General features: G+C 46.4%; 20 protein-coding genes and 2 tRNA genes. 6 read left to right on the top strand and 16 right to left on the bottom strand.

The window, feature by feature from the left end; all coding sequences use genetic code 11:
* Positions 1–313 precede the first annotated feature (313 nt).
* On the top strand, positions 314–721 hold the full coding sequence (locus ACYVGR_RS06790; RefSeq protein WP_460954857.1) for a DUF4332 domain-containing protein: 408 nt from the start codon (positions 314–316) through the stop codon (positions 719–721).
* 38 nt (positions 722–759) lie between these two features.
* Here ACYVGR_RS06790 and cdaA read toward each other — a convergent pair whose 3' ends face one another.
* The 8 genes from cdaA to ACYVGR_RS06750 form a co-directional block, all read right to left on the bottom strand.
* Positions 760–1,569 (bottom strand): diadenylate cyclase CdaA, encoded by an 810-nt coding sequence (gene cdaA / locus ACYVGR_RS06785; RefSeq protein ID WP_182463589.1) that lies wholly within the window; start codon positions 1,567–1,569, stop codon positions 760–762.
* 49 nt (positions 1,570–1,618) lie between these two features.
* Positions 1,619–1,849: a hypothetical protein gene (locus tag ACYVGR_RS06780; RefSeq protein WP_460954855.1), complete on the bottom strand. Its 231-nt coding sequence runs from the start codon at positions 1,847–1,849 to the stop codon at positions 1,619–1,621.
* 487 nt (positions 1,850–2,336) lie between these two features.
* The gene (locus tag ACYVGR_RS06775; protein ID WP_460956070.1) at positions 2,337–3,296 is read right to left on the bottom strand and encodes a ribonuclease Z; all 960 of its coding nucleotides are present in this window, start codon (positions 3,294–3,296) and stop codon (positions 2,337–2,339) included.
* A 1-nt stretch (position 3,297) separates the two neighbouring features.
* On the bottom strand, positions 3,298–3,705 hold the full coding sequence (locus tag ACYVGR_RS06770) for an STAS domain-containing protein (protein ID WP_460954853.1): 408 nt from the start codon (positions 3,703–3,705) through the stop codon (positions 3,298–3,300).
* 69 nt (positions 3,706–3,774) lie between these two features.
* Positions 3,775–4,713, bottom strand: a complete 939-nt coding sequence (locus ACYVGR_RS06765) for a phosphoribosylaminoimidazolesuccinocarboxamide synthase (protein ID WP_460954851.1) — start codon at positions 4,711–4,713, stop codon at positions 3,775–3,777.
* Positions 4,714–4,813: 100 nt separating this feature from the next.
* Positions 4,814–5,989 (bottom strand): acetyl-CoA C-acyltransferase, encoded by a 1,176-nt coding sequence (locus ACYVGR_RS06760; RefSeq protein WP_460954849.1) that lies wholly within the window; start codon positions 5,987–5,989, stop codon positions 4,814–4,816.
* Between the two features lie 94 nt (positions 5,990–6,083).
* Positions 6,084–6,779: a tetratricopeptide repeat protein gene (locus ACYVGR_RS06755; protein WP_460954847.1), complete on the bottom strand. Its 696-nt coding sequence runs from the start codon at positions 6,777–6,779 to the stop codon at positions 6,084–6,086.
* A 51-nt stretch (positions 6,780–6,830) separates the two neighbouring features.
* Positions 6,831–7,793, bottom strand: coding sequence for a vWA domain-containing protein (locus tag ACYVGR_RS06750; RefSeq protein ID WP_460954845.1), 963 nt, complete (start codon positions 7,791–7,793; stop codon positions 6,831–6,833).
* Positions 7,794–7,961: 168 nt separating this feature from the next.
* On the opposite strand from ACYVGR_RS06750, the gene ACYVGR_RS06745 reads away from it, so the two are divergent.
* Together ACYVGR_RS06745 and ACYVGR_RS06740 are read left to right on the top strand one after the other, a co-directional pair.
* Positions 7,962–8,048: transfer RNA gene (locus tag ACYVGR_RS06745), tRNA-Ser, on the top strand.
* A gap of 20 nt (positions 8,049–8,068) precedes the next feature.
* Positions 8,069–8,142: transfer RNA gene (locus tag ACYVGR_RS06740), tRNA-Pro, on the top strand.
* Positions 8,143–8,677: 535 nt separating this feature from the next.
* On the opposite strand, the gene ACYVGR_RS06735 is transcribed toward ACYVGR_RS06740, so the two are convergent.
* The 5 genes from ACYVGR_RS06735 to ACYVGR_RS06715 form a co-directional block, all read right to left on the bottom strand.
* Entirely contained in the window at positions 8,678–10,918 is a 2,241-nt protein-coding gene (locus ACYVGR_RS06735; protein WP_460954843.1) for a CocE/NonD family hydrolase, read from the bottom strand.
* A 495-nt stretch (positions 10,919–11,413) separates the two neighbouring features.
* The gene (locus ACYVGR_RS06730) at positions 11,414–12,970 is read right to left on the bottom strand and encodes a DHA2 family efflux MFS transporter permease subunit (protein ID WP_460954841.1); all 1,557 of its coding nucleotides are present in this window, start codon (positions 12,968–12,970) and stop codon (positions 11,414–11,416) included.
* A gap of 101 nt (positions 12,971–13,071) precedes the next feature.
* Positions 13,072–14,181: an HlyD family secretion protein gene (locus tag ACYVGR_RS06725; RefSeq protein ID WP_460954839.1), complete on the bottom strand. Its 1,110-nt coding sequence runs from the start codon at positions 14,179–14,181 to the stop codon at positions 13,072–13,074.
* Positions 14,182–14,288: 107 nt separating this feature from the next.
* Positions 14,289–15,617: a TolC family protein gene (locus ACYVGR_RS06720; protein WP_460954837.1), complete on the bottom strand. Its 1,329-nt coding sequence runs from the start codon at positions 15,615–15,617 to the stop codon at positions 14,289–14,291.
* Positions 15,614–16,054, bottom strand: a complete 441-nt coding sequence (locus ACYVGR_RS06715) for a MarR family winged helix-turn-helix transcriptional regulator (RefSeq protein WP_182463611.1) — start codon at positions 16,052–16,054, stop codon at positions 15,614–15,616. Before ACYVGR_RS06715 ends, ACYVGR_RS06720 begins: the two co-directional genes overlap by 4 nt.
* A 293-nt stretch (positions 16,055–16,347) precedes the next feature.
* On the opposite strand from ACYVGR_RS06715, the gene ACYVGR_RS06710 reads away from it, so the two are divergent.
* On the top strand, positions 16,348–17,196 hold the full coding sequence (locus ACYVGR_RS06710; RefSeq protein ID WP_460954835.1) for a DUF2306 domain-containing protein: 849 nt from the start codon (positions 16,348–16,350) through the stop codon (positions 17,194–17,196).
* Positions 17,197–17,334: 138 nt separating this feature from the next.
* Here the strand turns inward: ACYVGR_RS06710 and fumC are convergent, their stop codons facing one another.
* Positions 17,335–18,735, bottom strand: coding sequence for a class II fumarate hydratase (fumC, locus tag ACYVGR_RS06705; protein WP_460954833.1), 1,401 nt, complete (start codon positions 18,733–18,735; stop codon positions 17,335–17,337).
* Between the two features lie 312 nt (positions 18,736–19,047).
* Here fumC and ACYVGR_RS06700 point away from each other — a divergent pair, with 312 nt between their 5' ends.
* Together ACYVGR_RS06700 and ACYVGR_RS06695 are read left to right on the top strand one after the other, a co-directional pair.
* The gene (locus ACYVGR_RS06700; RefSeq protein ID WP_460954831.1) at positions 19,048–19,209 is read left to right on the top strand and encodes a lmo0937 family membrane protein; all 162 of its coding nucleotides are present in this window, start codon (positions 19,048–19,050) and stop codon (positions 19,207–19,209) included.
* A 307-nt stretch (positions 19,210–19,516) separates the two neighbouring features.
* The gene (locus tag ACYVGR_RS06695) at positions 19,517–19,705 is read left to right on the top strand and encodes a hypothetical protein (protein WP_182463614.1); all 189 of its coding nucleotides are present in this window, start codon (positions 19,517–19,519) and stop codon (positions 19,703–19,705) included.
* A gap of 90 nt (positions 19,706–19,795) precedes the next feature.
* Here ACYVGR_RS06695 and ACYVGR_RS06690 read toward each other — a convergent pair whose 3' ends face one another.
* Positions 19,796–21,025 carry a capsule assembly Wzi family protein gene (locus tag ACYVGR_RS06690; protein WP_460954829.1) on the bottom strand — a complete coding sequence of 410 codons (1,230 nt, stop codon included), beginning with the start codon at positions 21,023–21,025 and terminating at the stop codon, positions 19,796–19,798.
* 395 nt (positions 21,026–21,420) lie between these two features.
* Positions 21,421–22,149 (bottom strand): 6-phosphogluconolactonase, encoded by a 729-nt coding sequence (pgl, locus tag ACYVGR_RS06685; RefSeq protein ID WP_460954827.1) that lies wholly within the window; start codon positions 22,147–22,149, stop codon positions 21,421–21,423.
* Between the last annotated feature and the right edge of the window lie 35 nt (positions 22,150–22,184).

Below are 22,184 nucleotides of genomic sequence, written 5' to 3'. Positions count from 1 at the left end.
AATGATTGTTTGTTTTAAGTAAATTGGTAACTTAATTTGTATTGAGTTCTGTTAAAATGGCAGAGATAGTATGACCTTCGAAGAATATTTGAGTCAAAAAAAAATTGACGTAGAATTGTTTCAAAAGAATGAATTAGCGCGGTTTAACGACTGGAAGCATACGTTTGAACAGATGCATCCGGAAAGCTTTACCGCTCAAAAGAAATTTCTTTTGAATGATACCCGAAGGAAGTACCTTGTTCGTTAAAAATGTATTAAGTAGTCTGAAGGTCAGGCTGCTATTGTATTCTAATCCTCTACTTTTCTTTCTTGCATGAGCCTTACATTAGGAGAACTACGTGGCATTACAGATGCCGTTCTGAATGCCCTGAAGGCACAAGGCATTAGTGATGGTGATTCATTACTCGAAGCAGCTAAGACACCCAAAGATCGCAAAGAGCTATCTGCTGCTAGTGGTGTTGATGGAACCATCATTCTGGAATTGGCTAATCGTGCCGACTTAGCCCGTATCAAAGGCATTGGACGGGTTTACAGCGACCTTATGGAAGAAGCTGGCGTTGATACCGTGAAAGAACTAGCTCAACGATCAGCCGAAAATCTGCACGCTAAATTGATTCAGATTAATAGTGTTCGGCAATTTACACAGCGACCACCTTCGGTTGAGCAAATTGGTGATTTTGTTGAACAGGCTAAAAATCTGCCCAGAATGCTCGAATATTAAAAAAGGGGGTGTATTAACGCCCCCTTTTTCATGTTCGACTAGGTCGGTATACCAGGCTCCTGCAAATAATTCTCCAGCCGGGTCTCTAACTCAGGTAGACTCAAATTTGTATATAATTCGCCATTTAAGGCCAGCGATAGGCGGCCACTTTCTTCCGAAACCGCAATCACGGCGGCATCCGTGGCTTCGCTCATACCCAGCGCAGCCCGGTGACGAAAGCCCAGCGACGGGGGCAACTCATCATCTTCCGACACTGGCAAAATACAGCGGGCAGCTCGGATGCGCCCTTCGCTGATGATTACCGCGCCATCGTGCAACGGGCTGTATTGACTGAAAATGGCTAAGAGAAGCGGCTTCGATATATCGGCGTCGATCACTTCGCCTGATTGAGCAAATTTCTCCAGATCATCGTTTTTCTGTAACACAAGCAGTCCGCCCGAAAACTCACCACTCAACGCTTTACAAGTATCCAGAATGGGCTTTAACGGCGTCTGTGTTTCAACCGTATCATTGTCCCGTAGCAGCCAGCGCCTAAATAAACGACTGTTGGTTAAGTTGGTCGATTTGCCAATCAGCAGCAGAAAACGGCGGATCTCGTGCTGGAAGATGATGATCAGCGCCAGTGCCCCCACGCTGATAAAATACTCCAGAATGGTCGTCATCAGATTAAGCCCAAGCGCTTTAACGAGCAAATAGGCTAAATAAACGAGCAGATACCCCACGAATACCCGGCTGGCAACGCTTCCCCGAACGAGGTTGTAAATTTGATAAATCAGCAGCGCTACCAACCCAATATCGAGCAGGTCGAGCCAGCCAATGTCTAAAAATCCCAGGCGAAATGCCAGCATGAACAAGTGAAGAAAGTTTCGGGGCTAAAGATAAACAGAACTTACTAGTTTATGGATTGTGTGCGTTATAATCGGTGAACTCATCGGGCGTCTGATTGGCGTACAGATGAAAGAAGTGAACGAGTAAAGTCGGCGTATATAGAACAGCGTTGTTATAAATTCGGCGGCATTTGGCATAATGACCTTCTACCCGAAAGAAATTATTTCCCCGCATCGCTTCCGGTTTATCGGCCTTCAACTGTTGGATCTCATCCCGTAATTTAGGTGGGAGTTCCGGCAACGTATAGGCCCAGTACTGTAGCGATTCTACCAGATTGTAATAACGTTCTTTCGTTCGTAAAACCCGATTGCTAACCGGGCCGTTGGCATAAAGTTGACGCGCCAGTTTACGCTTGGCTTCATCGAGCTGGTATTTCTCGTTTGATAACCTGGGTAATGGTTAGATTATCCGTTGAATCGCCCGTCACGCTTGCCTCTATATCCGTACGCGTTTCGGAATAGCGCTCGCCGTCGGGACTATGATAGCTTACACCAAGCTCCAGTAGCGCCTACCGAATTCGTTGGAGCGGACGATTGTAGGCGCTGCCAGACTGTTGGTCTTTCTCGGCCTTTTTTTTCAAGCGTATGTACTTGATTGGCAATATCAACCAGAGGTCGCATTGAGCAAGAGAGATTCTAATGGTTCTATAGATTCAATTGAATTTGCCACGAACGTTTAGCGTCAATAGTACCTATAGAATCCACAGAATCTAAAGTAGCCTCACGATTTAAATAGTAACTGTTTGACCTTCCAGGGCCAGGTATGTTTCGGGGAAAACCGTCCGTGCTTCATCCAGAAATGGCTCGAATTGTTTATACCGCGACGAAAAGTGGCCAATCAGCAAGCGCCCTACACCAGCTTTGGCTGCAATAGTAGCTGCCTGCTCGGCAGTAGAATGATAAACTTCGGCGGCTCTTACTGCATTGTCCTGCAAAAACGTTGCTTCATGATAAAGCAAGTTAACCCCTTGTAGTTGCGGAACGAGTTCCTCTACGTAGCGGGTATCAGAGCAAAATGCATAAGACCGGGGAGCTGGACCAGGCTCCGTATACTCGGCTGCGGCATAGAGTAATTGCCCGTCGGCATCCAGAATATCCTGCCCATCCTTTAGCTGTTTCAAATAGGCAATGGGTACATCAACCGGGAGTTTCTCCCGTAGTAAATGGGGCTTGGTTGGTTTTTCCCGGAAGAGATAACCAGTACAGTCAATGCGGTGTTGAAGCGGAATCGACTGTACGGTCATGAGTGGATGATCGAGAATAAAGGTCGCTTGATTTGGTTCAACAATCTGAAAATGAAGTCTAAAACCGAGTCGCGAGTCAGACACTCGAAAAATTGTGGTCAATACTTCATCCAGTCCGCGTGGGCCAAAGAGGTACAGGTCTTCCGTCCGACCAGCCATATTCAGCGATGACAGAAGCGGAGCCAGTCCAAAGTAATGGTCGCCGTGCAGGTGGCTAATAAAAATATAACGTAAGCGCCCTGGGCGGATTTTCTGCTCAATTAACCGGAATTGGGTGCCTTCTCCGCAATCGATCAGTACGTAATCGCTACCAATGCTTAATAATTGGGCGGTTTGATGAAGCCGAAGTGTAGGCGTGGCCGAGCCTGCCCCCAATATGGTGAGGGCAAACGGTAAATGAGCTGAACGATGAGGTTCCGATTCGTGATGAGTCATTGTGGCCATATTAGGCTTCGACGCTCCCGCCGACGTCGTACTCATCGTCTTCTTCGCTTCGAAAATCATTTTCCAGTTCATTCATAAAAACAGCATCGACTGCTTCTTCCACCGTTGGCATAATCGTTAAATCGGTAAGATTTGCTTTATCTAAAAGCTCGATCAGATCATCGTTTTTAGTAACGGTAACCAACAAGCCTTCTTCATTCGTGCATTGCCGACTGATTTTCCGAAATACCATAATACCAGCCTGATCAACCGATTGAACAGGAGCCATATCCACAATAATGTTACTGTAACCCTCGCGGAATAAACCTCGGCTAAGAGTTTCGAACGTGGCTGGGACCTCTTCGCCAAATGTACTTTCGGCTAATCGAATGAGAGCGTACTGTTCGTTTTTCTCTATTGTGTAATTCATAGACTTATTAATGGATAAGGAATAATGTACAATGTCTGAGTGAACTAATTAGTCATTACCCATTTTACATTACTTGTTTAGTATCCCTAAAATATTTTTTTCAATGCGTACGAGTGGATCTGTAGTCACATCTGGTTCAAAAGATTGACCCGTAACCGTCTCAAACAATTCAATATAGCGTTTAGAAATCTGATTTACCCATTCGTCCGACATAACTGGGACCGTCTGGCCGGTTTTTCCCTGAAAACCATTCGCAATGAGCCATTCTCTAACGAACTCTTTCGACAATTGTTTTTGTGATTCTCCGGCTTGTTGCTTTTGCGCATAGCTATCAGCGTAAAAATACCGGGATGAGTCGGGGGTATGCACCTCATCAATCAGATACACTTTGCCATCCAGGTTGCCGAATTCATATTTCGTATCGACCAAAATTAAACCCTGCTTAGCGGCCATTTCGGTACCACGGGCAAAAAGAGCCAGGGCGTATTTCTCCAGTTGTACATAATCGCTTTCCTGAACGATCCCCCGTTCCAGAATTTCTTCGCGACTAATATCCTCATCATGACCCTCATGGGCTTTGGTCGATGGTGTAATAATGGGAGTTGGCAGGCGGTCGTTCTCACGCAAGCCCTCGGGCAAAGCAACTCCGCAGAGTATCCGGCGGCCAGCGCGGTATTCTCGCCAGGCATGACCAGCCAGATAGCCTCGAACAACCATTTCAACGGCATAAGGCTCGCATTTTAGACCAACGCTTGCATTTGGGTCGGGTACGTCGAGGAGCCAGTTGGGAACAATGTCGGAGGTGGCGCGTAAGAAATGTTCCGCCGTTTGATTTAGTACCTGTCCTTTGAACGGAATGGGGCGGGGCAAGACTACATCGAAGGCCGAAATCCGGTCTGATGCAATCATAACAAGTTTATCGGGAAACGAGTACACGTCCCGAACTTTACCGCGATAAAAGCCCGTTTGGCCGGGAAACTGAAAATTGGTCTCTTGAATGGCGTTCATTTAACTTAGGTTGTAGTTTTTGGTTTACAGTTTTTGGTTTACGGTAGGCTAGCGCATTAATAATAAATAGACTCAACTCTACCGTAAACCAAAAACCAAATTATAGTTTTTCAATAACAATGGCCGATGCACCACCGCCCCCATTGCAAATGCCAACAGCGCCATAGCGGCCACCGTTTTGTTGCAATACATTTGTGAGCGTTGTTACAATGCGAGCCCCTGATGCACCCAGCGGGTGGCCGATCGACACGGCTCCTCCAAACGCATTTAATTTTTCCTGTGGGACATTCAGTACTTTACTAAATACCAACGGAACAACCGAAAAAGCTTCGTTTACTTCAAAGAAATCGATGTCTTCGGCCTTCAGTCCGGCTCGTTCAATGGCAAGTGGTACGGCTTTGGTTGGCGATGTGGTAAACCACTGAGGCTCCTGCTCGGCATCAGCATAGGCTAAAATGCGGGCAAGTGGTTTGAGCCCCAACTCATCTGCTTTTCGTCGACTCATGATTACGAGCGCAGAGGCTCCGTCACTGATGGGCGACGAGCTTGCAGGCGTGACTGTACCTCCGGGTGTAAAAGCCGCTTTCAGCGTTGGAATTTTGTCGTAAATAACGTTCTTATATTCTTCGTCTTCACTGATCGTAACGGTGCCTTTTCGGCTCACTACGTCAATAGGAACAATTTCGGCTGCGAATCGTCCGCTTTGCGTACTGGCTTCCGCCCGACGATAGGACTGCACTGTATACGCATCCTGCTCTTCCCGACTAATAGAATACTGTTGGGCCGTCTGGTCGGCAAAAACACCCATGGCACATTGATCGTAGGCATCTACAAGGCCATCACGGGCAAGACCATCGACTAGTTCAGCGTTGCCGTACTTATAGCCAAAGCGCGCCTTAGGAATGTAATACGGGGCATTTGACATGCTTTCCATGCCACCAGCCACAATAACATCGGCCTGACCGAGCTGTATGGCCTGGGCTGCCAGCATAATTGATTTTGTACCCGATGCACAAACTTTGTTGATGGTTGTGCAGGGAATATTAGCGGGCAAACCGGCTTTAAGAGACGCTTGTTTGGCCGGGGCCTGCCCAACGTTTGCCGACACCACATTGCCCATATATACTTCCTGAACCTGATCGGGTTGTATGCCCGCTCGACTCAGAGCACCTCGAATGGCAGCTGCACCCAAATCAATAGCCGTTAGGGTTGACAAAACACCCCCAAAACCACCAATAGGTGTTCGAACCGCAGAAATGATAACGACTTCGTTCATAGCCATGTAGTTGTTGTACTTAGGTTCAATGTTTCAGGTTTCAAGTTCAACGTTCCAAACAACGAACATGAAACTTGGAACCTGAAATGTTTTTTTACCAACGATTCTCCCCCTCTTTCGGCTTTGTTTCGGCATGTCGGGCAGATCGTGTTAACGCATAGGGGAGGTCATCCCCCCGCATGGCATCCAGCAGTTGAAGTGCCTGTTCTTCACTCAGATTTAAGCGTTGGAAACGGCGCAGTACTTCGTCCTGACGATCCGATCGTTCAACTTGTTGTCCACCCATCGGCCGGGGTTTATTCATCAGCTTAGGCTTTTGAGTTGAGGCCTGCTGATGCGTTTTTGGGGCTGGAGCTTTTCCTGAATAATAAGTTTTAATTAATTCAAAGTTATAGCGTGCCGATTCATTATCGGGATTTTCGAGCAGAGCCTGCTGAAATAACGTTAAAGCAGTTGCACTATCCCCTTCCAGACAAGCCATCACACCCAATTGCGTAGCAGCCGCAGTACGTAAATCCGATCGATCGGATTGAAGCAACGTTTCATATTGTGGCTTCGCTTTTCTGTATTGCTTCAGTTTAAAATAGGTATGACCAAGGTTAAGGCGAACACCTGGATCGAGCGTTGTGGTGGTGTTACTCAGGTAGATATACAGTTTGAGCGCATGCTTATATTGACCAGCCTGATAGGCTACCTGGGCTTCTTGTCGCGCCTGATTATTTTGGGTAATCTGGTTTAACGGAAGCAGCTCATTCAACCAGATCCAGGCCGCAAAGACTAAGTAAATCATAATCACGTAACGAACGAACGCCCAAAAATAAGATGAAACCTTGAGATCAACTCACAGCCGGAACGTCCGGATAGTCAGAATTATATCGATGGCTAGAAATCCCAGCGCAACCAATAGAAAATAATAGTATTTATTGGTTGATACAGCTACGTGGTGTTGATGAATAGTTCCTCCTTTTAATGATCGCAATACCCTGGCTAACTCGTTTACGTACCGACCATTAGCATCTGCTTCGATATAGCTGCCACGTCCATCGCGGGCTAACTCCTGCAGAAACTGGCGATTTAGCCTACTTCGAACAATCTGGTGATCATCATCGCGGACAAAATCACGCCCTTCCCGAATTGACGAACCCGCTTCTGTTCCAACGCCAATAGTTATAAGGGGCATTCCCTGCGCACGCAAACGAGCTAAGGAGGTCCGCTCACAGGAACCAAAGTTTTCTCCGTCACTAAACAAAACAATCGATCGGACGCTCTGGTGGGTCGATGAGTCAGTCACTAATTTTTGATAAGCTAACTCAATGGCATTACATAAATCTGTACCACCAGTTGGAGTAATGCTGGTATGTACTTCATGAATAAGTTGCTTCAGCGCGTCCTGGTCGGCAGTCAGGGGTGACAGGACGAACGATTCAGAAGAGGCTAATACCAGTCCGAACCGGCTATTGGGCAGGGTATCGCAAAGCTGTTGAATATCGTATTTAACCCGCTCCAGTCGAGTAGGCACCACATCATTAGCATCCATTGACCGAGAAATGTCGACAACCAGGAATGTGTCATGGTCGGTTGTGCTAAGATCGCCTTCGGCTTCGCCGAACGATGGACCCAATAAAGCAACAATCAATAAGGTGAGGTAGCTACCGCGCAGAAAAAACTTTGGAATGACTCCCCAAGCCGATGTATTTAATTGACGAGCCAGCCGAAATGTACGCCAAATGTATAGTCCGTAGAGCCCTATAAACAGGACAATGAAAAAAAAATCGGTTCGAGAAAGAGGATATAGCCAGTTCATTTAACGCAAGTATCAGGCTGATGCTGACCGAGTTTAGGTCTTTGATCTGTGCAGCAGGGCCTACAAAATTAGCGATTAGAGAAAGATTTTTTAAAATTTTACTTGACAAAAGACGAAAATCACCCTACCTTTGTGTCCCAATCAATCGAGAAGGAATTGGTTGGCTTCGGAGAGATGCCTGAGTGGCCGAAAGGAACAGTTTGCTAAACTGTCGTACTGGTAACGGTACCGAGGGTTCGAATCCCTCTCTCTCCGCTGAGTACAGAGTAATCCTTCGGGGTGTAGCGTAGCCCGGTATCGCGCCTGCTTTGGGAGCAGGAGGTCGTAGGTTCGAATCCTGCCACCCCGACATTTAAAGTCCCAAATAATCAACCAGTTAGCTAATCAGCTGACTGGTTTTTTTATGCCTTTTGCTTTTTGGTTGAAACATGTAGGGCACTTGCTCGATTTAGGACTTGAGCTTTTTGTGTTGCTATGACTTCTAAAAATGATGATTTTTCCGGGGCCAGTTTACTGGGATTTCAATCAGAGTTTAGAAGCAAATTATCTATTGAATCCGTTCTCTTGTTGGTGGCAAAGGCAAAGCCCCCTATCTTATTACTCGATCTACCTATACACTCTAGCTACTTGGTGCAGCTGGCATCTGAGTTCTTTCTTTTGGCGACAAGCTCATCATTAGTATAGGGGAGTCAACAGTTGCAGTTAAAGCCCCCCCTTGTTGGCTATTCGTTAGAATGGCTCTTGTGAGATAATACTCAACAGAGATTTTATCTTTTCTCTCGCCTGTACGCCCTAAATTTTTAAGTCATTTTAGGAATATACACCACCTGGAACGTATAAAGCGCAACAGGGCTGTTCAGAACGGCTGTACAGCCTAATAACCTCTAGTCTTTGGTCTTAAAATCAATCAGGTAAGGCTTGAGTCGATCGCCATGCTCATTGCGAAAACTTGAACCGATCACTAACTGACAACGCTGATTCGGCTTCACGTCAAGTTCAAAGGAGAACGATTTTGCATCCGCCGAAAAGCCTAGTAACCGTTTCACCCTCGCCATGCTTTCTAGGCCCAAAGGGCCTTTGCCAAAACTATAATATCGGGTATCCATCTTTTGGGAGAAGTGAAGGGTAACCACCGATGTGCTCGTGCTAACCGATTGAGCCCCGTTTTCGAAGGGAGCCATGCCAATCACGCTTGGTCGGTAGTCCTCAAAATTCCAGACAGATGGCTGGGCATTTTCAGTAATGGCCCCTTCAAGCAAATCCACCTCAATAAAACTATCGTTGAAAACAGTTTGTGTGGCCTTCGCATAATCGGAGGCCTTCGCTTTATACGGGTTACGCACGAATGTCTGGAGGTTACGCGCGAACAAGGGGAAGGCCGTACTTTGGACCTGGATCATAATCCGATGCCCTTTTTTAAAGGTATGGAGCACATCCTGCAACGGAAAATGAATGGCTGTTTTCTGACCAGCGCGGAGTGGCTGAGGCTTTTCAAAGCTGTTGCGAAACCGGGCGGGCATCATTTCCGAACGAACCATCTGCCAGTAATTACTCAAGGTGACGTTTTTATTGGGCATGTAGGCATGATTGGGTTCGTCCATGGGATAGACATCAATCAGTTTGACAAAGAAATCAGCATCTGTACCTGTACTAGCTACGTTCAGATACGCTTTTATTTCCCCGCCCAGGGTCACATCCTGAGACAAAGTACCGGTTTGGAACATCAGTACGTCGGGCCGACGGCCTGCAAAGCGCTGGTCTTCGCTCATGTAATTGTAAGGCGTAAAGTTCATCGTCGATGTCAAATCCTCAGTGTAGGGCACTGGCTTCATGGGATCGCTGGGGTAAGATACTGACTCTATCTTTTTAGGTGGTTGCCGATCTAATGTGCCCGCTGCATTTAAATAAAGCTTTTGCTTATGAATACGAGCAGCGGGCCATTGATCAAACTGATTCCATTTTTTCAGGCCCGTATCAAACATATACGCTTCCGGTAAACCCGTGCTGTTGCCTACGCCCTTCAAAAAATGACGAAAGAATTTGGCTTCAATCTCATTCATATAGAAGCTCGCCAGGCTATCACCGAAATAGAGGTTAGAGTGCAGGGTATGGCCTGTCTCATAGGCCCATCCACCGTGACCAAACGGCCCCATGACAATCATGTTGTAAGTGCCGGGGCTCTTCTTCTCAATGGTCTTGTAAAGATTCAGGGGCCCCGATAGGTCTTCGGCATCAAACCAGCCTCCAACGGTCATAACGGCTGTTTTTAGATTGGGCTGATAGTGCTGGAGTAAAGCTCGTTTTCGCCAGTAGTCGTCATAATTGGGATGATTCACCGTTTCCTGCCAAAAGACGTTCTCTTTATAGTAGGTGTCAGCAAACGTCAGCGGGCCTTGATCCAAGTAAATTTGGTAGCCATCTCGAACAACTTTAGCCGTATTAACTGGCGAGCTATCGTACCAGGCAAAGGTAGTCGTGTCTTTCTTTGGAACGCCAAACCAGGGAAATAATAAAAAATAACTCTCCAAAAAGGCCCCATTATGATGAAAGTCATCAAAAAAGAAGTCTGAAACGGGTGCCTGCGGACTGGATGCTTTCAGGGCGGGATGGTTACTCAGCAGACCGGCTGCTGCGTAAAACCCCGGGTAAGACATCCCCCACTGACCCACATTGCCATTATTGTTCGGTACATGCTTGACCAACCAGTCAATGGTGTCAAAGGTATCGGTGCTTTCGTCCACGTCTGTATTACTTTTGTGAACCGTTAGGGGCGTCATGTTAGTAAACTGCCCTTCACTTTTGTAGCGGCCCCGCACGTCCTGATAAACCATGATATAGCCCTCCTGCATCATCGTCATCGATGGGCCTAAGCTGTTGGGATAACTATTGTTACCGTAAGGGTCAATGCCATAACAGGTTCGTTGCAACAGGATTGGATAGGGGCGGGTCGCCGTGGCTTGTTTAGGGGTATAGATAGCCGTAAACAGTTTGACCCCATCGCGCATGGTAATGTACGTCTCGGTTTTCGTATAGTGATCCTGGACTTTATACGCCATTTGCGCGTTTAGATGATATGGACCCAGGAGGAGGCTGATGACAAGAAGCTTGACAAAAAATTGACTCATTGGTAGTTGGTTTGGCTATTCCTGATTAGCGACTATTTTTCACGTCGATCCATCTCCTTACGCTCGCTAACTAACAACAGTCGGTTACTCGCCTAAAGGGTGGAGAGATTTCGAGTGGGAACTCCCACTTTGCCGAAAGGTTACAGCCTAAACACACGACACACAATGGCACAGACCCGATGGATGAACCGCATTGATAACTAACATTTGAGGATGATGAAATACAACTATCTGTTAGTCAAAGATAAAGCTAGTGCTTTGGCAAAATAGATTCTAGGGGATTCTATAGATTCTCGGGGCCGCCCGCGCGGTTGGTCCTATTGTGCTGATAATCAAAGACGATAGAACCCAAAGAATCTATAGAAACTAAATTGGACGAGTACTAGTAATACCCATCCCTTAAGAAAACAATGCGCTATTTCTCCACAAAAAGACCGGAAGAATATCTCCCGGCCTTTCTAGCAATCGAACCAAATAAAAACTCAATAATCAACCTTATTCCATCACCATTTCGGTGTGAGCTGGTGCTTCGATTTTCTTACCAACAAACAGCAATAGCAATGGCACGCAGACCAGGAAGAAGGCACCAATTACCAGGAAGGTATCGGCATAGGTCATTACTAATGCCTGCCTCATAACGGACCCCTGCATCATAGCATAGGCTTTGCCGGTAGCTGTAATTAGCGCATCCCCTTTTGAGAGAAACAGCCCTGTAAATTGCTTGATTCGGTCGACTGATAGTGGGTTATATATCGAGATATTGTCTGACAGGCGTGATGCATGGAACACCGTGCGTGTCGAGATATAGGTCGTCATGATAGCCGTACCGAATGTACCACCCAATTGACGAATCATACCCGTTAAGGCTGATCCCTGAGGGATATCGACATTTTTCAAATCAGCCAGCGTAACTGTGGTCAATGGTATGAAAATCAAGCCCATACCAATGCCCCGAATAATCAATGGCCAGAAGAAGTCATCGGGACCAGCCACCAGACTAATCGTTGATAAATCGAAACAGAAGCCGAAGAACATCAGGAAGCCAATGGCCGCATACCAAATGGGTGAGATAAAATTCTTACCCATTAGTCCACCCACAATCGGCATCATTACGCCCGTCATAATCGAACCTGGCATCAACAACAACCCAGTTTGGCTGGCGGTAAAGCCTAAGATTGTCTGGCAGAAAACTGGAATAATAAAGACGGACGCAAACAGACCAAAACCCAGGATAAAATTGAACAGAGTCCCAACCGCAAAGCGACGTTCACGTAACAATCGGAGGTTCAGAATCGGTATTTTGACGGATAACTGACGCCAGATAAAGCCGATCAGCCCAACACCTGCGGCAATAGACATACCCACAATGAACGAGGAATCGAACCAGTCTTTTTCTTCGCCTTTTTCCAGAATGATCTGCAAACCGCCGATACCCATCGCCAGCAGGATCAATGCCAGCCAGTCCATCTTACCCGCAGCAATCTTCTCGGCAGGTTCCTTAATGTACGTGTATGTCAGGAACGTAGCCAGAATTCCGAAGGGAATGTTGATGTAAAATACCCAGTTCCACGACAGGTTATCAGTGATGTAACCACCCAAAGTTGGACCAATGGATGGGCCAATAATTACTCCCACTCCGAAAATGGCGTTGGCAATACCTAATTGTTCTTTCGGGAAGGTCTGAATCAGGATGGATTGGGCTGTGGTCAACAAACCACCTCCACCAATGCCCTGTACAACCCGAAAGAACACCAGTTCCCACACGTTCGTCGACGTTCCACAGAAGATCGACGCAATGGTAAACATGACGATCGACGCAGCAAAGTAATTCCGACGCCCAAGCTTAGCCGTTAACCAGCCCGACATGGTAATCATAACCGCACTGGCGGCTGCATAGCCCGTAACAACCCAGCTAATATCCCCCAGCGATGCACCAAGGTTACCCATCATCTGGTTCAACGTTACGTTAACGATCGATGAGTCGATGGTTTGCAGCAGGGCGGCCGTCGTTACGGTTATAACGACGATCCATTTTTCAAAACCTAGCTTCATATTCTTGAAGGTTTACGGTTTACGGTTTTCAGTTTATGGTAGGCTGACGCATCCATCAATTTCGCGTCAGCCTACCATAAACTGAAAACCGTAAACCAATTCTATTTCTGCAAATCCACCGCAACCGTCGCGCTCATGCCTGGACGAAGCTTCGCATACAATGGGCTGTTTTTGTCCAGTTCGATACGAACCGGAATCCGTTGTACTACTTTCACGTAGTTACCCGTTGCATTGTCAGGAGGCAGCAGGGAGAATTTAGCACCTGTTGCACCAGCAAACGACCCGACATGACCAACTAGTTTTTCGCCTTCGAACGCATCTACATCAATATCCACCGTTTGGCCGGGCTGCATTTGTTTCAGCTGCGTTTCTTTGAAGTTGGCCGTCACCCATAATGATGAATTACCAACAATTGAGCATACCGCCTGACCGGCCTGAACCAGTTGACCAACTTGCACCGAGCGTTTCGAAACGACACCCGAAGCTGGGGCCAGTACAACTGTGTACGAGAGTTGCAGTTTAGCCATATCCAAATCCGTCTGACGTTGTTTGATAGCCGCCTGCGCCACCGTAATCTGGCCTTCGGTTGCTTTGCGTTGCGAACTCGTTACGCCCGTTTGTGTACCTGCCGCGTTCACCTGCGATTGCGCTGTTTGTAACTGAGCCTGAGCCGCTTGTACTTGTGCCTGAGCCGCATCGCGTTCGGCCTGAATAGCATCGAACTGCTGTTGTGGAACGGTTTTTTCAGCCAGCAATCGACTGTAGCGTTCAAAATCCAGACTCGCTTTACGAGCACGAACCTGAGCTGCGACTAAATTAGCCTGTGCCATAGCTACCTGGTTGCGAGCCGTTTGTACACCTGCCTGCGAGCTTTGTACACTCGCCGATGCAACGCTTACCTGCGTACGTGAAACCCGGTCGGCAGCCATCGCACTTTGAATGGCCGCTTCGGCCTGTGCCACCCGAATCCGATAATCAGCATCATCCAACACGATCAGCGTATCACCTTCTTTTACAAACTGATTGTCTTTGAACCGAATGGCTTTTACATACCCACTTGCTTTCGGAATAACCGGGTTTACATCACCGTCGATCTGGGCGTCGTCGGTTGTTTCATGACGTTGCAGGTACTTAAATTCGCTGTACCCAAAAAAGAGCGCTACAGCCAGAACGATGACGCCCCCTATGCGGAATAAAGTTTTCTTGTCCATGATTTTAGAAGGAATGTAAAATGGATAATGAATAATGTAAAATGCTGATAGTGAGTATCCATCCATCAAACCCTATTCATTACTCATTGTACATTGTGCATTTTAAATTAAAGATTGTTACCCGTAGCCTTTAACAGACGTTGATAAGCCAGTTGCGCATCTACAGTTGCATTGATTACGTTAAGTTGTGCCTGAAGCAGGAAGCTATCGGCCTCCAGCAAATCGGTTGAACCAACCAATCCATTCCGGAAACGAGACTCTGTCAGACGGTAATTTTCCTGTGCCTGACCTACCGCAGTGCGGATCACATTCTGCTGTTCCAGCGCCAGTTGGTAGTTGTTGTAAGCCGTTACGACTTCCGACCGAATCTGATCATTTTGTTGCTGACCTTGTAAGCTAGCCTGATCAATTGCCGTTTGCGCGCTGTGTACTTTGCCCTTCATGTTATACAAAGAGCCGATGTTGTACGAAAGACCCAGACCCACATTCCAGGCACTGATAAATGAACTTGCTTCTGGAATAACGCGGGCGGTTGGGTTAATGTAATTGTAGCCTAATGATGCCCCCAGGTGCGGATACATAACACTTTTGGTATTTCGCAACAACTCCTGCGCCGACTGCACGCGTAACGCATTGGCTTCTACCTCGGGGCGGGTCTGCACTGCTTTATCAATAAACGAACTAAGTGGTTCGGCTACCGATGCTGGGTTAGCAAGAACGGTATCAACAGCAATCACCTGCGATTCAGGCAAACCTACCAACAGATTGAAATTATACAGGGCAGTCTGGCGGGCTTTCTCGACCTGTAAACGGCTCAGTTGCAGGTTGTTTTTCTGTAACTGAATCTTCAATACTTCATTGGCCGTTACCACGCCTTCTTTCTGAAGGTTTTGAGCTTCCCGTTCTTTCTCATCAAACTGCTTGATACTCTGCTCAATTACCCCAATCGAACGAACCAGTTTGACAATGTTATAATACGCATCCGTCACGGTGTAAACCAGTTCAGAGCGGTTCCGTTTGGCATCCAGATGGCTGGCTTTCGCTAACAGCTCAGCCGATTTCTCCGCTGATTTCTCGGCAAATCCGCCAAAAATTTCCTTGCTGATGGTGGCACCGCCCATTGTTGCGTTGAATGCGCCGGCCGGGATAGTCAATAACGATTTCCCATCCGCATCCTTTCCAAACGAAAACGGTCCCGTCAGACTATAACGCGAATACGCTAATGATGCATTTGCCGTTGGCAGGCTACGATCCTTAGCTTCCTGCAAACGCGATTCAGCCGATTCGGTTCGTAAATCAGCCAGTTTAATTCCCTTGTTGTTTTGCAAAGCCGTCTGAATGGCTTTGTCCAGTGGCATGACTGCTGGCCCTGACTGGGCCTTCGCCCATCCCAGACTCAGTACCCATAGCCCTGCTCCTATTATGTACTTTTTCATTTTACTGATTGATTTCTAATTTTTTCCAGGAGTGTGTTCATCGTGCTTACTTCTTCATCGGTCAGATGACTGACGATCGACTCAAAATTGCTGAACTCTACGGCTACGGTTTCTACAAATCGATAAGACTCTTCCGTAAGTCGTAAATTGACTTTCCGCCGATTTTGAGGGTCTATCTCGCGAACGATCAGATTTTTTGCTACTAACCGGTCGGTCAGGCGAGTCATATCCGAGTTGATATCGGTCATTTTTTCCTTCAGTTCCCCGGCTGTCAAGCTATTCGGATAAACCTCCGAGAGACGGCGTAAAGTGACGTATTGCTGAACCGATAGATCGAACGGAGCTAGCTTTTGTCCAAAGTAGTTGAAGATATAGCTATCCGTCTGATGCAGATTCTTGATTAGCCGGTGGTATTCGTTAACTAAGTGCTCTTTCATATCTCATTGGCCGTGTCAAAGGTATAACCAATATTTGTTTAAACAAATTTCGTTTAAACGACAGAAATATACCATGAAAGCCCGTTTCTAGCGTCTGAAAAAGGAATTAGCTTTTATTAATCCAATAAAATCACTGCATTAGAATAATACAATTGCATTTTCGGATCGGCTAGCATTTATATTGACTAGAATGTTATTGAGTAAAACTCAATTTTTAATCATTTTTTAACCTTAGTTTCTATAAATTGTAACTGAGTCCGAGCCCCTCCTACTCCTCTTTAAAACCAGACTATATGATTGACGATTTACTACTATCGCCCAAACCCTCGCGGCTAGTTAGCGTGAGTGACAAAGCCATGCATTGGTCAAGTTTGTTGCTCATAACCACCGTCTGGACTAGTGCTGCCCTATTCGGTTTATATATTCTGGCTTTCTATGCATCAGCACTTTATGAAGGCCAGGCAGAGCGATGGAATCAGATGCTACCCAGGCTATATGAGTCCCATACGACTGCGGCAACTACCGGAATTGGGCTGCACTTTGCCGCGGGCGGGATTATTCTTATCCTCGGAAGTATTCAATTGATCGACTCTGTCAGGGTTCGTTATCCGGCTATACACCGCTGGATTGGGCGTGTGTATATTACTGCATGCCTATTAGCGGCCGTTGGCGGATCGGCCTTTATTCTGGCAAAAGGTACTATTGGAGGCCCCGTGATGAGTATTGGATTCGGACTATACGGCGTGTTAATGCTGATCGCAGCGATAGAAACCTATCGACATGTTGTAGCCAAAAATCTAGACAGGCACCAGACATGGGCACTACGACTGTATGCGCTGGCTATCGGCTCGTGGTTGTACCGAATGGACTATGGATTCTGGCTATTGCTAACCGATGGGCTAGGTCACACCAAAACGTTCAGTGGGCCGTTCGACCGGGTAATGGATTTCTTCTTCTACATTCCCAACTTATTGATCGTCGAGGTTTTTGTTCGGGCAAGATCTTATAAAGCCTCTCCAGTACTCAGGCTGTCAGCTTCGTTCATTCTGCTCTTCGCAACTGGCTTTTTGCTGCTCGGCACCTATTTTTTCACTCTATATTACTGGGGGCCAGCTATTGTGAAGTGGGTATCGGGGAGTTGATAAGATTTGGGATAGAAGTAAGAGGCCGTGTTTATACAATTTTGTATATATACAGAACTGTATACAAAAAAGCCTCATTGCTGAGGCTTTTGACAGGAGAACTTTTAATAGCCCACAGCTAAAGCAGTGGGCTAAACTCTACTTAATCTCGCCAACCATATCTTCTGGCTTCACCCACTCGTTGAACTCCTCTTCGGTCAGGTAGCCAAGTTTCAGCGCGGTTTCCTTCAGCGTAGAGCCGGTTTTGTGGGCGGTCTGAGCAATTTCGGCAGCTTTGTAATAGCCAATTTTGGTGTTCAGAGCCGTTACCAGCATCAGCGATGAATCGACGTGTTTTTTGATGTTGGCTTCAATCGGTTCGATGCCTTCCGCACACTTATCGTTGAACGATACGCAGACGTCACCAATTAGTCGAGCCGAGTGCAGGAAGTTGTAAATCATGACCGGCTTGAACACGTTCAGTTCAAAATGCCCCATAGCACCACCAAAGTTGATGGCTACGTCGTTGCCCATCACCTGCGCAGCCACCATGGTCATGGCTTCGCACTGCGTTGGGTTTACTTTACCCGGCATGATCGACGAACCAGGTTCGTTATCCGGAATATGTAATTCGCCAATCCCCGCACGCGGACCACTCGACAGCATCCGAATATCGTTCCCAATTTTCATCAGGCTGGCGGCAACCGTTTTTAGCGCGCCGTGTGCTTCAACAATAGCATCATGTGCTGCCAGGGCCTCAAATTTGTTTTCGGCCGTGATGAATGGTAGACCCGTTACCGTAGCAATGTGTTTGGCCACATTCTCCGAGTAATTTGGCGGGGTGTTGATTCCTGTACCAACGGCCGTTCCGCCCAAAGCCAGTTCGCTTAGGTGAGCCAGTGAATTATTGATAGCCCGCAGACCATGATCGAGTTGTGACACATAACCTGAGAATTCCTGACCTACCGTCAACGGCGTAGCATCCATAAAGTGCGTCCGACCAATTTTAACGATGTGCATGAATTGTTTTGACTTGGCAGCCAGCGTATCACGCAGCTTGGTGATGCCGGGAATCGTTACGTCGAGCAGGATTTTGTAGGCGGCAATGTGCATAGCTGTCGGAAACGTATCGTTACTCGACTGCGACTTGTTCACATCATCGTTAGGGTGCAGGAACTTCTTCTCGTCTGTCAACTGACCGCCATGCAACACATGCCCGCGATAGGCCACCACTTCGTTGACGTTCATGTTTGACTGCGTACCCGAACCTGTTTGCCAAACAACCAGCGGGAATTGATCATCCAGTTTACCAGCTAGGATTTCATCGCAAGCCTGGCCAATCAGGTCACTTTTTTCTTGTGATAACACGCCCGCATCGAGGTTGGTCAACGCAGCCGCTTTTTTAAGGTATGCAAATGCCTGGATAATTTCGCGAGGCATTTTGTTGATGTCCTGAGCTATTTTGAAATTTTCGATCGAGCGCTGGGTTTGGGCGCCCCAATAAACGTTAGCCGGTACTTGTACCTGGCCCATCGTGTCTTTTTCGATACGGTATTCCATGAATAAAAAGTGAAAGAGTGAAAAGCGAAAGAACGGGCCTTGTAGGAAGGGAATGCATGGCGTGAAAATTCGCTCATTCATTCTTTCGCTCTTTCGCTATTTTTCCGGCAAAGGTAGGTCGGCGCGTGTGTTTTTACCATACTCTTAACGAGGTTTCCACTCTGTTTTGCGCATCTTTAAACCACTTGCCATTGATATTTCTAGTTTACTTGCTGCTTCTAAATCGGCCGATGAATCCAATTTTGTAACATTTTAGTACAGGCTGAGTTCAGTAGATAATTCACCTAATTTCAACGTTAAGAAAATACGATCATGGGAAATCTCCTGTACACCATTGCAGTAATACTGATTATTATCTGGCTTCTGGGCTTTTTAGGATTTGGCAGTTTTGGCATGGGTGGGCTTATCCACGTTCTGCTGGTCATTGCCGTCATCATGATTATACTACGCCTGATTCAGGGCCGAAGTGTATAAACAGAATTCGTTCGTTTATCAACAACGCCAGCTCATTCATGAGTTGGCGTTGTTGCTTGTACAGCCCCGAATCGAACAGTTACTTAAACACAAAGCTGGCGTTTATGAGATTTGTCCGTATCAAGCCTGCAAGTCCTGCTTAAATCAAGCCAATGAATAACTTAATTTTCGCACATGGGCTGTTAAAATGAAGGCTGCACAATAAATCTTCGGCCAAATCAAAAATTTATGAAAGAACGTGGGTTACTTTTTTTGTTTTAGCGAATTAATGACAAAACAATCTGACTAATTCAAATTCATCGCAACCATGGCAAAATCTGCTTTCTTCCTTCTCTCCATGATGGCTTTAGCAACAGCTTGCTCAAGCACGAAAACCGAAACTACCGAAACAGCAACGACGGTAACAGATTCGACATCAATGACGAGTGATTCTACAAAAACGGACTCGACATCAACCATGTCGGCCGATACGACCAAGAAAGATTCGATTAAATAATTGCTCATACCAGCAATTAGCTACCAAAAAGGCCTTCTGAACAGAAGGCCTTTTTGGTTATAACGACATTAACTAAAGCTTACTAGTCAATCAACGGAAAAGCGGAGAAACGATTTTTTTTCTAGGCTCAGCAGGTTTAGCTGCTGCAGAAGGCCAATTTTTCCGTAAACCAATATAAATGCCTGTTGAGTTTGGCAATAATGATCCCAGATCTGTAGCCAGTGTAGCGTTTATGTCCGTAGCTCCTAATAAAGGAAGCTGCATTGGCGCATACACTTTCAATAAACCAGAGAATTGATTAGGAGATCCGGGCAGTGGAGTAATATAGGTACCCATATTATGGCTGTATGATAATTTAGCTTGCCAATTAACTTTCTCACCAGCCATCCCGCTTAATCCTATATGAAGGAGAGAAACCCGGTTATTAACGATGGGGCCATAAGGAATGCTTGGCCTTATATCGCCTTCAGGCGTCAAAAATGGAGTTCCAATCGTGTGAGCATGAGTTGTCCAACCATCAATAAATTGAGAACTATTAAAGTAATTTACCCGGCCTTGTAGATGTGAAACGCCGAGAACAAACACGTCTCCTCCCTGATCGGCTGTATACAAAAATTCGACTAAGCCACGATCAACTGAAATAAAGCCTGTCCCCTTTGTTTTCCGGCGAATACTCAGGCCATTTAATCCATCTGCTATGGTTGTCAGGTAAAAAAGGGCCCCTGTATCGTATGGATTCTGGCGATAAACTAAAATAGTAGCATTGCCAACATCGAATTCTGCGCCTAAATCCAGTGAGCCGAGGTGATTGCCAATACGATTTAATTCATCAATTGAGGCAACATTACCATCAACATCTGCAGTAGGATATGCTAGCCCTGTTATTGCATAAAGGTATGCTTTAAAGTTAGACGGTAAATGACCATTATTTGATACATCTGCTCCTAAATACGATGAATAACCTCCCCAAACTACCTGATGATTAAACCCTCCATACAGCCGAAATGCTGCTGTTGGCTTACCAAAACGAATGTACAAAGCAGACTGATTTAAATACGTATTAATAACCTTTCGATTCGCATTTTCAAAAATGGCATTCCCAAACGAAGCATTGATACTAACAAACCCTTTAGTAAATGGTAAAGGAGCATAGCCTCGGGTACCAAATTGAATAGTAGGCAGTGGCAGAGCATTACCCGACATGGCATACGATCCTGAAGTGAGTAGCGTGTCTACTAAGCCAACGATGTTTTTTCGACGCCCGGCATATACCTCCAACTGTCGCCAGCGAGCTTTAACATAAGCCTGTGGAAGAATCACCTGCTGGTTTAGGGACCCAACATTACCGACAACTTCCAGTCCATATCCCCAATCAACTTTCCGAGAGCGTTGCGGGCGATAATCAGATGATAAGCCAATTCGTACAGTCCCAAATGAGCCTGCTAGGGGAACAGTTCCGAATTGATTGGCTCGTTGCCAGAACGGTACGCTTGGGCCAGAAGCCACTAAAGCGCCAATCTCCGTAAAAGCTTGAGTTGGCTTCATCAGAGAATCTTGTTGGCCAAACGCTTGGGGGAACGAAACGAATACCCATAAAACAATCAGCCAAAGGGTTGCAAAACGCATCAGGAAAGATTTTATCGAGCAAAAATACCTAGTCTGGTGAAAATAAACACTAAATACCAGTTAAAGGGAAAAGAATTGATTTTCCAGAGTCAGTCTTTCTTTATTAATGCAGCAGCCTTTTCATCAACGAGCCATACTAAATCCCCATCAATTGGCTTAATCACTTGAGATGGGTATTTATCTGGGTTGTAAGCTCCTTCCAGGACTTCATGCAAGGGTTCAGCTTTTTTTGGCCCAGCTACTAAAAATAGCACACAGGAGGCTCGGTTCGCCATAGGAGCAGTCAGCGTCAGGCGAAACATGTTCTGCTGGGCCAGGAAATAAGCCTTCGTCCAGGCAGTTTGTTCGTGAACCACTTCTGTACCTGGAAACAATGACAGTGTGTGCCCATCGTCGCCCATACCAAGTAGAATAAGATCGAACGTAGGTCCTGTATCGCCAAAATAGTCGTGCAAAATCCGATCATAGTCGGCTGCGGCTGCATCGGGATCAAGATCGGTACGCCAAACATGAATTTGATCTTCAGGCGTGTAAACATGCCCTAGAAGTGTATCGTACGCCATACCTGCGTTACTTTGCTCATCGTCGATGGGTACATAGCGTTCGTCGCCCCAAAACACGTGTAGTTGTAGCCAGGGAATTTCGTTAACGTAAGGCGATTTCGCCAGCAGTTCGTGCAATGCCTTTGGCGTGCTTCCTCCTGAAAGAGCGATGGTAAAGCGGTCTTGCTTTTTCAGCACCTCTTTAATGCGATTCGCAATAAAATCAGCGGCTGCTTTAGCTAAATCAGTGGGATTCTTCTTTATAATAATCTGCATATTTTTTTGACAGGATTGACAGGATAAACAGGATT

It is taken from the genome of Spirosoma litoris (assembly GCF_054776755.1).
Note: the sequence above shows the minus strand (reverse complement) of the source record. Positions and strands in the feature narration are given on the sequence as shown.

Excerpts from the sequence above, each read along its gene's own strand:
- pgl (WP_460954827.1), bottom strand. The coding sequence starts at position 22,149 with ATGCAGATTATTATAAAGAAGAATCCCACTGATTTAGCTAAAGCAGCC.
- ACYVGR_RS06715 (WP_182463611.1), bottom strand. The coding sequence starts at position 16,054 with ATGAAAGAGCACTTAGTTAACGAATACCACCGGCTAATCAAGAATCTG.
- ACYVGR_RS06710 (WP_460954835.1), top strand. The coding sequence starts at position 16,348 with ATGATTGACGATTTACTACTATCGCCCAAACCCTCGCGGCTAGTTAGC.
- ACYVGR_RS06730 (WP_460954841.1), bottom strand. The coding sequence starts at position 12,970 with ATGAAGCTAGGTTTTGAAAAATGGATCGTCGTTATAACCGTAACGACG.
- ACYVGR_RS06735 (WP_460954843.1), bottom strand. The coding sequence starts at position 10,918 with ATGAGTCAATTTTTTGTCAAGCTTCTTGTCATCAGCCTCCTCCTGGGT.
- cdaA (WP_182463589.1), bottom strand. The coding sequence starts at position 1,569 with ATGCTGGCATTTCGCCTGGGATTTTTAGACATTGGCTGGCTCGACCTG.
- ACYVGR_RS06765 (WP_460954851.1), bottom strand. The coding sequence starts at position 4,713 with ATGAACGCCATTCAAGAGACCAATTTTCAGTTTCCCGGCCAAACGGGC.
- ACYVGR_RS06790 (WP_460954857.1), top strand. The coding sequence starts at position 314 with ATGAGCCTTACATTAGGAGAACTACGTGGCATTACAGATGCCGTTCTG.
- ACYVGR_RS06700 (WP_460954831.1), top strand. The coding sequence starts at position 19,048 with ATGGGAAATCTCCTGTACACCATTGCAGTAATACTGATTATTATCTGG.
- ACYVGR_RS06695 (WP_182463614.1), top strand. The coding sequence starts at position 19,517 with ATGGCAAAATCTGCTTTCTTCCTTCTCTCCATGATGGCTTTAGCAACA.
- ACYVGR_RS06750 (WP_460954845.1), bottom strand. The coding sequence starts at position 7,793 with ATGAACTGGCTATATCCTCTTTCTCGAACCGATTTTTTTTTCATTGTC.
- fumC (WP_460954833.1), bottom strand. The coding sequence starts at position 18,735 with ATGGAATACCGTATCGAAAAAGACACGATGGGCCAGGTACAAGTACCG.
- ACYVGR_RS06720 (WP_460954837.1), bottom strand. The coding sequence starts at position 15,617 with ATGAAAAAGTACATAATAGGAGCAGGGCTATGGGTACTGAGTCTGGGA.
- ACYVGR_RS06775 (WP_460956070.1), bottom strand. The coding sequence starts at position 3,296 with ATGGCCACAATGACTCATCACGAATCGGAACCTCATCGTTCAGCTCAT.
- ACYVGR_RS06760 (WP_460954849.1), bottom strand. The coding sequence starts at position 5,989 with ATGAACGAAGTCGTTATCATTTCTGCGGTTCGAACACCTATTGGTGGT.
- ACYVGR_RS06755 (WP_460954847.1), bottom strand. The coding sequence starts at position 6,779 with ATGATTTACTTAGTCTTTGCGGCCTGGATCTGGTTGAATGAGCTGCTT.
- ACYVGR_RS06770 (WP_460954853.1), bottom strand. The coding sequence starts at position 3,705 with ATGAATTACACAATAGAGAAAAACGAACAGTACGCTCTCATTCGATTA.
- ACYVGR_RS06725 (WP_460954839.1), bottom strand. The coding sequence starts at position 14,181 with ATGGACAAGAAAACTTTATTCCGCATAGGGGGCGTCATCGTTCTGGCT.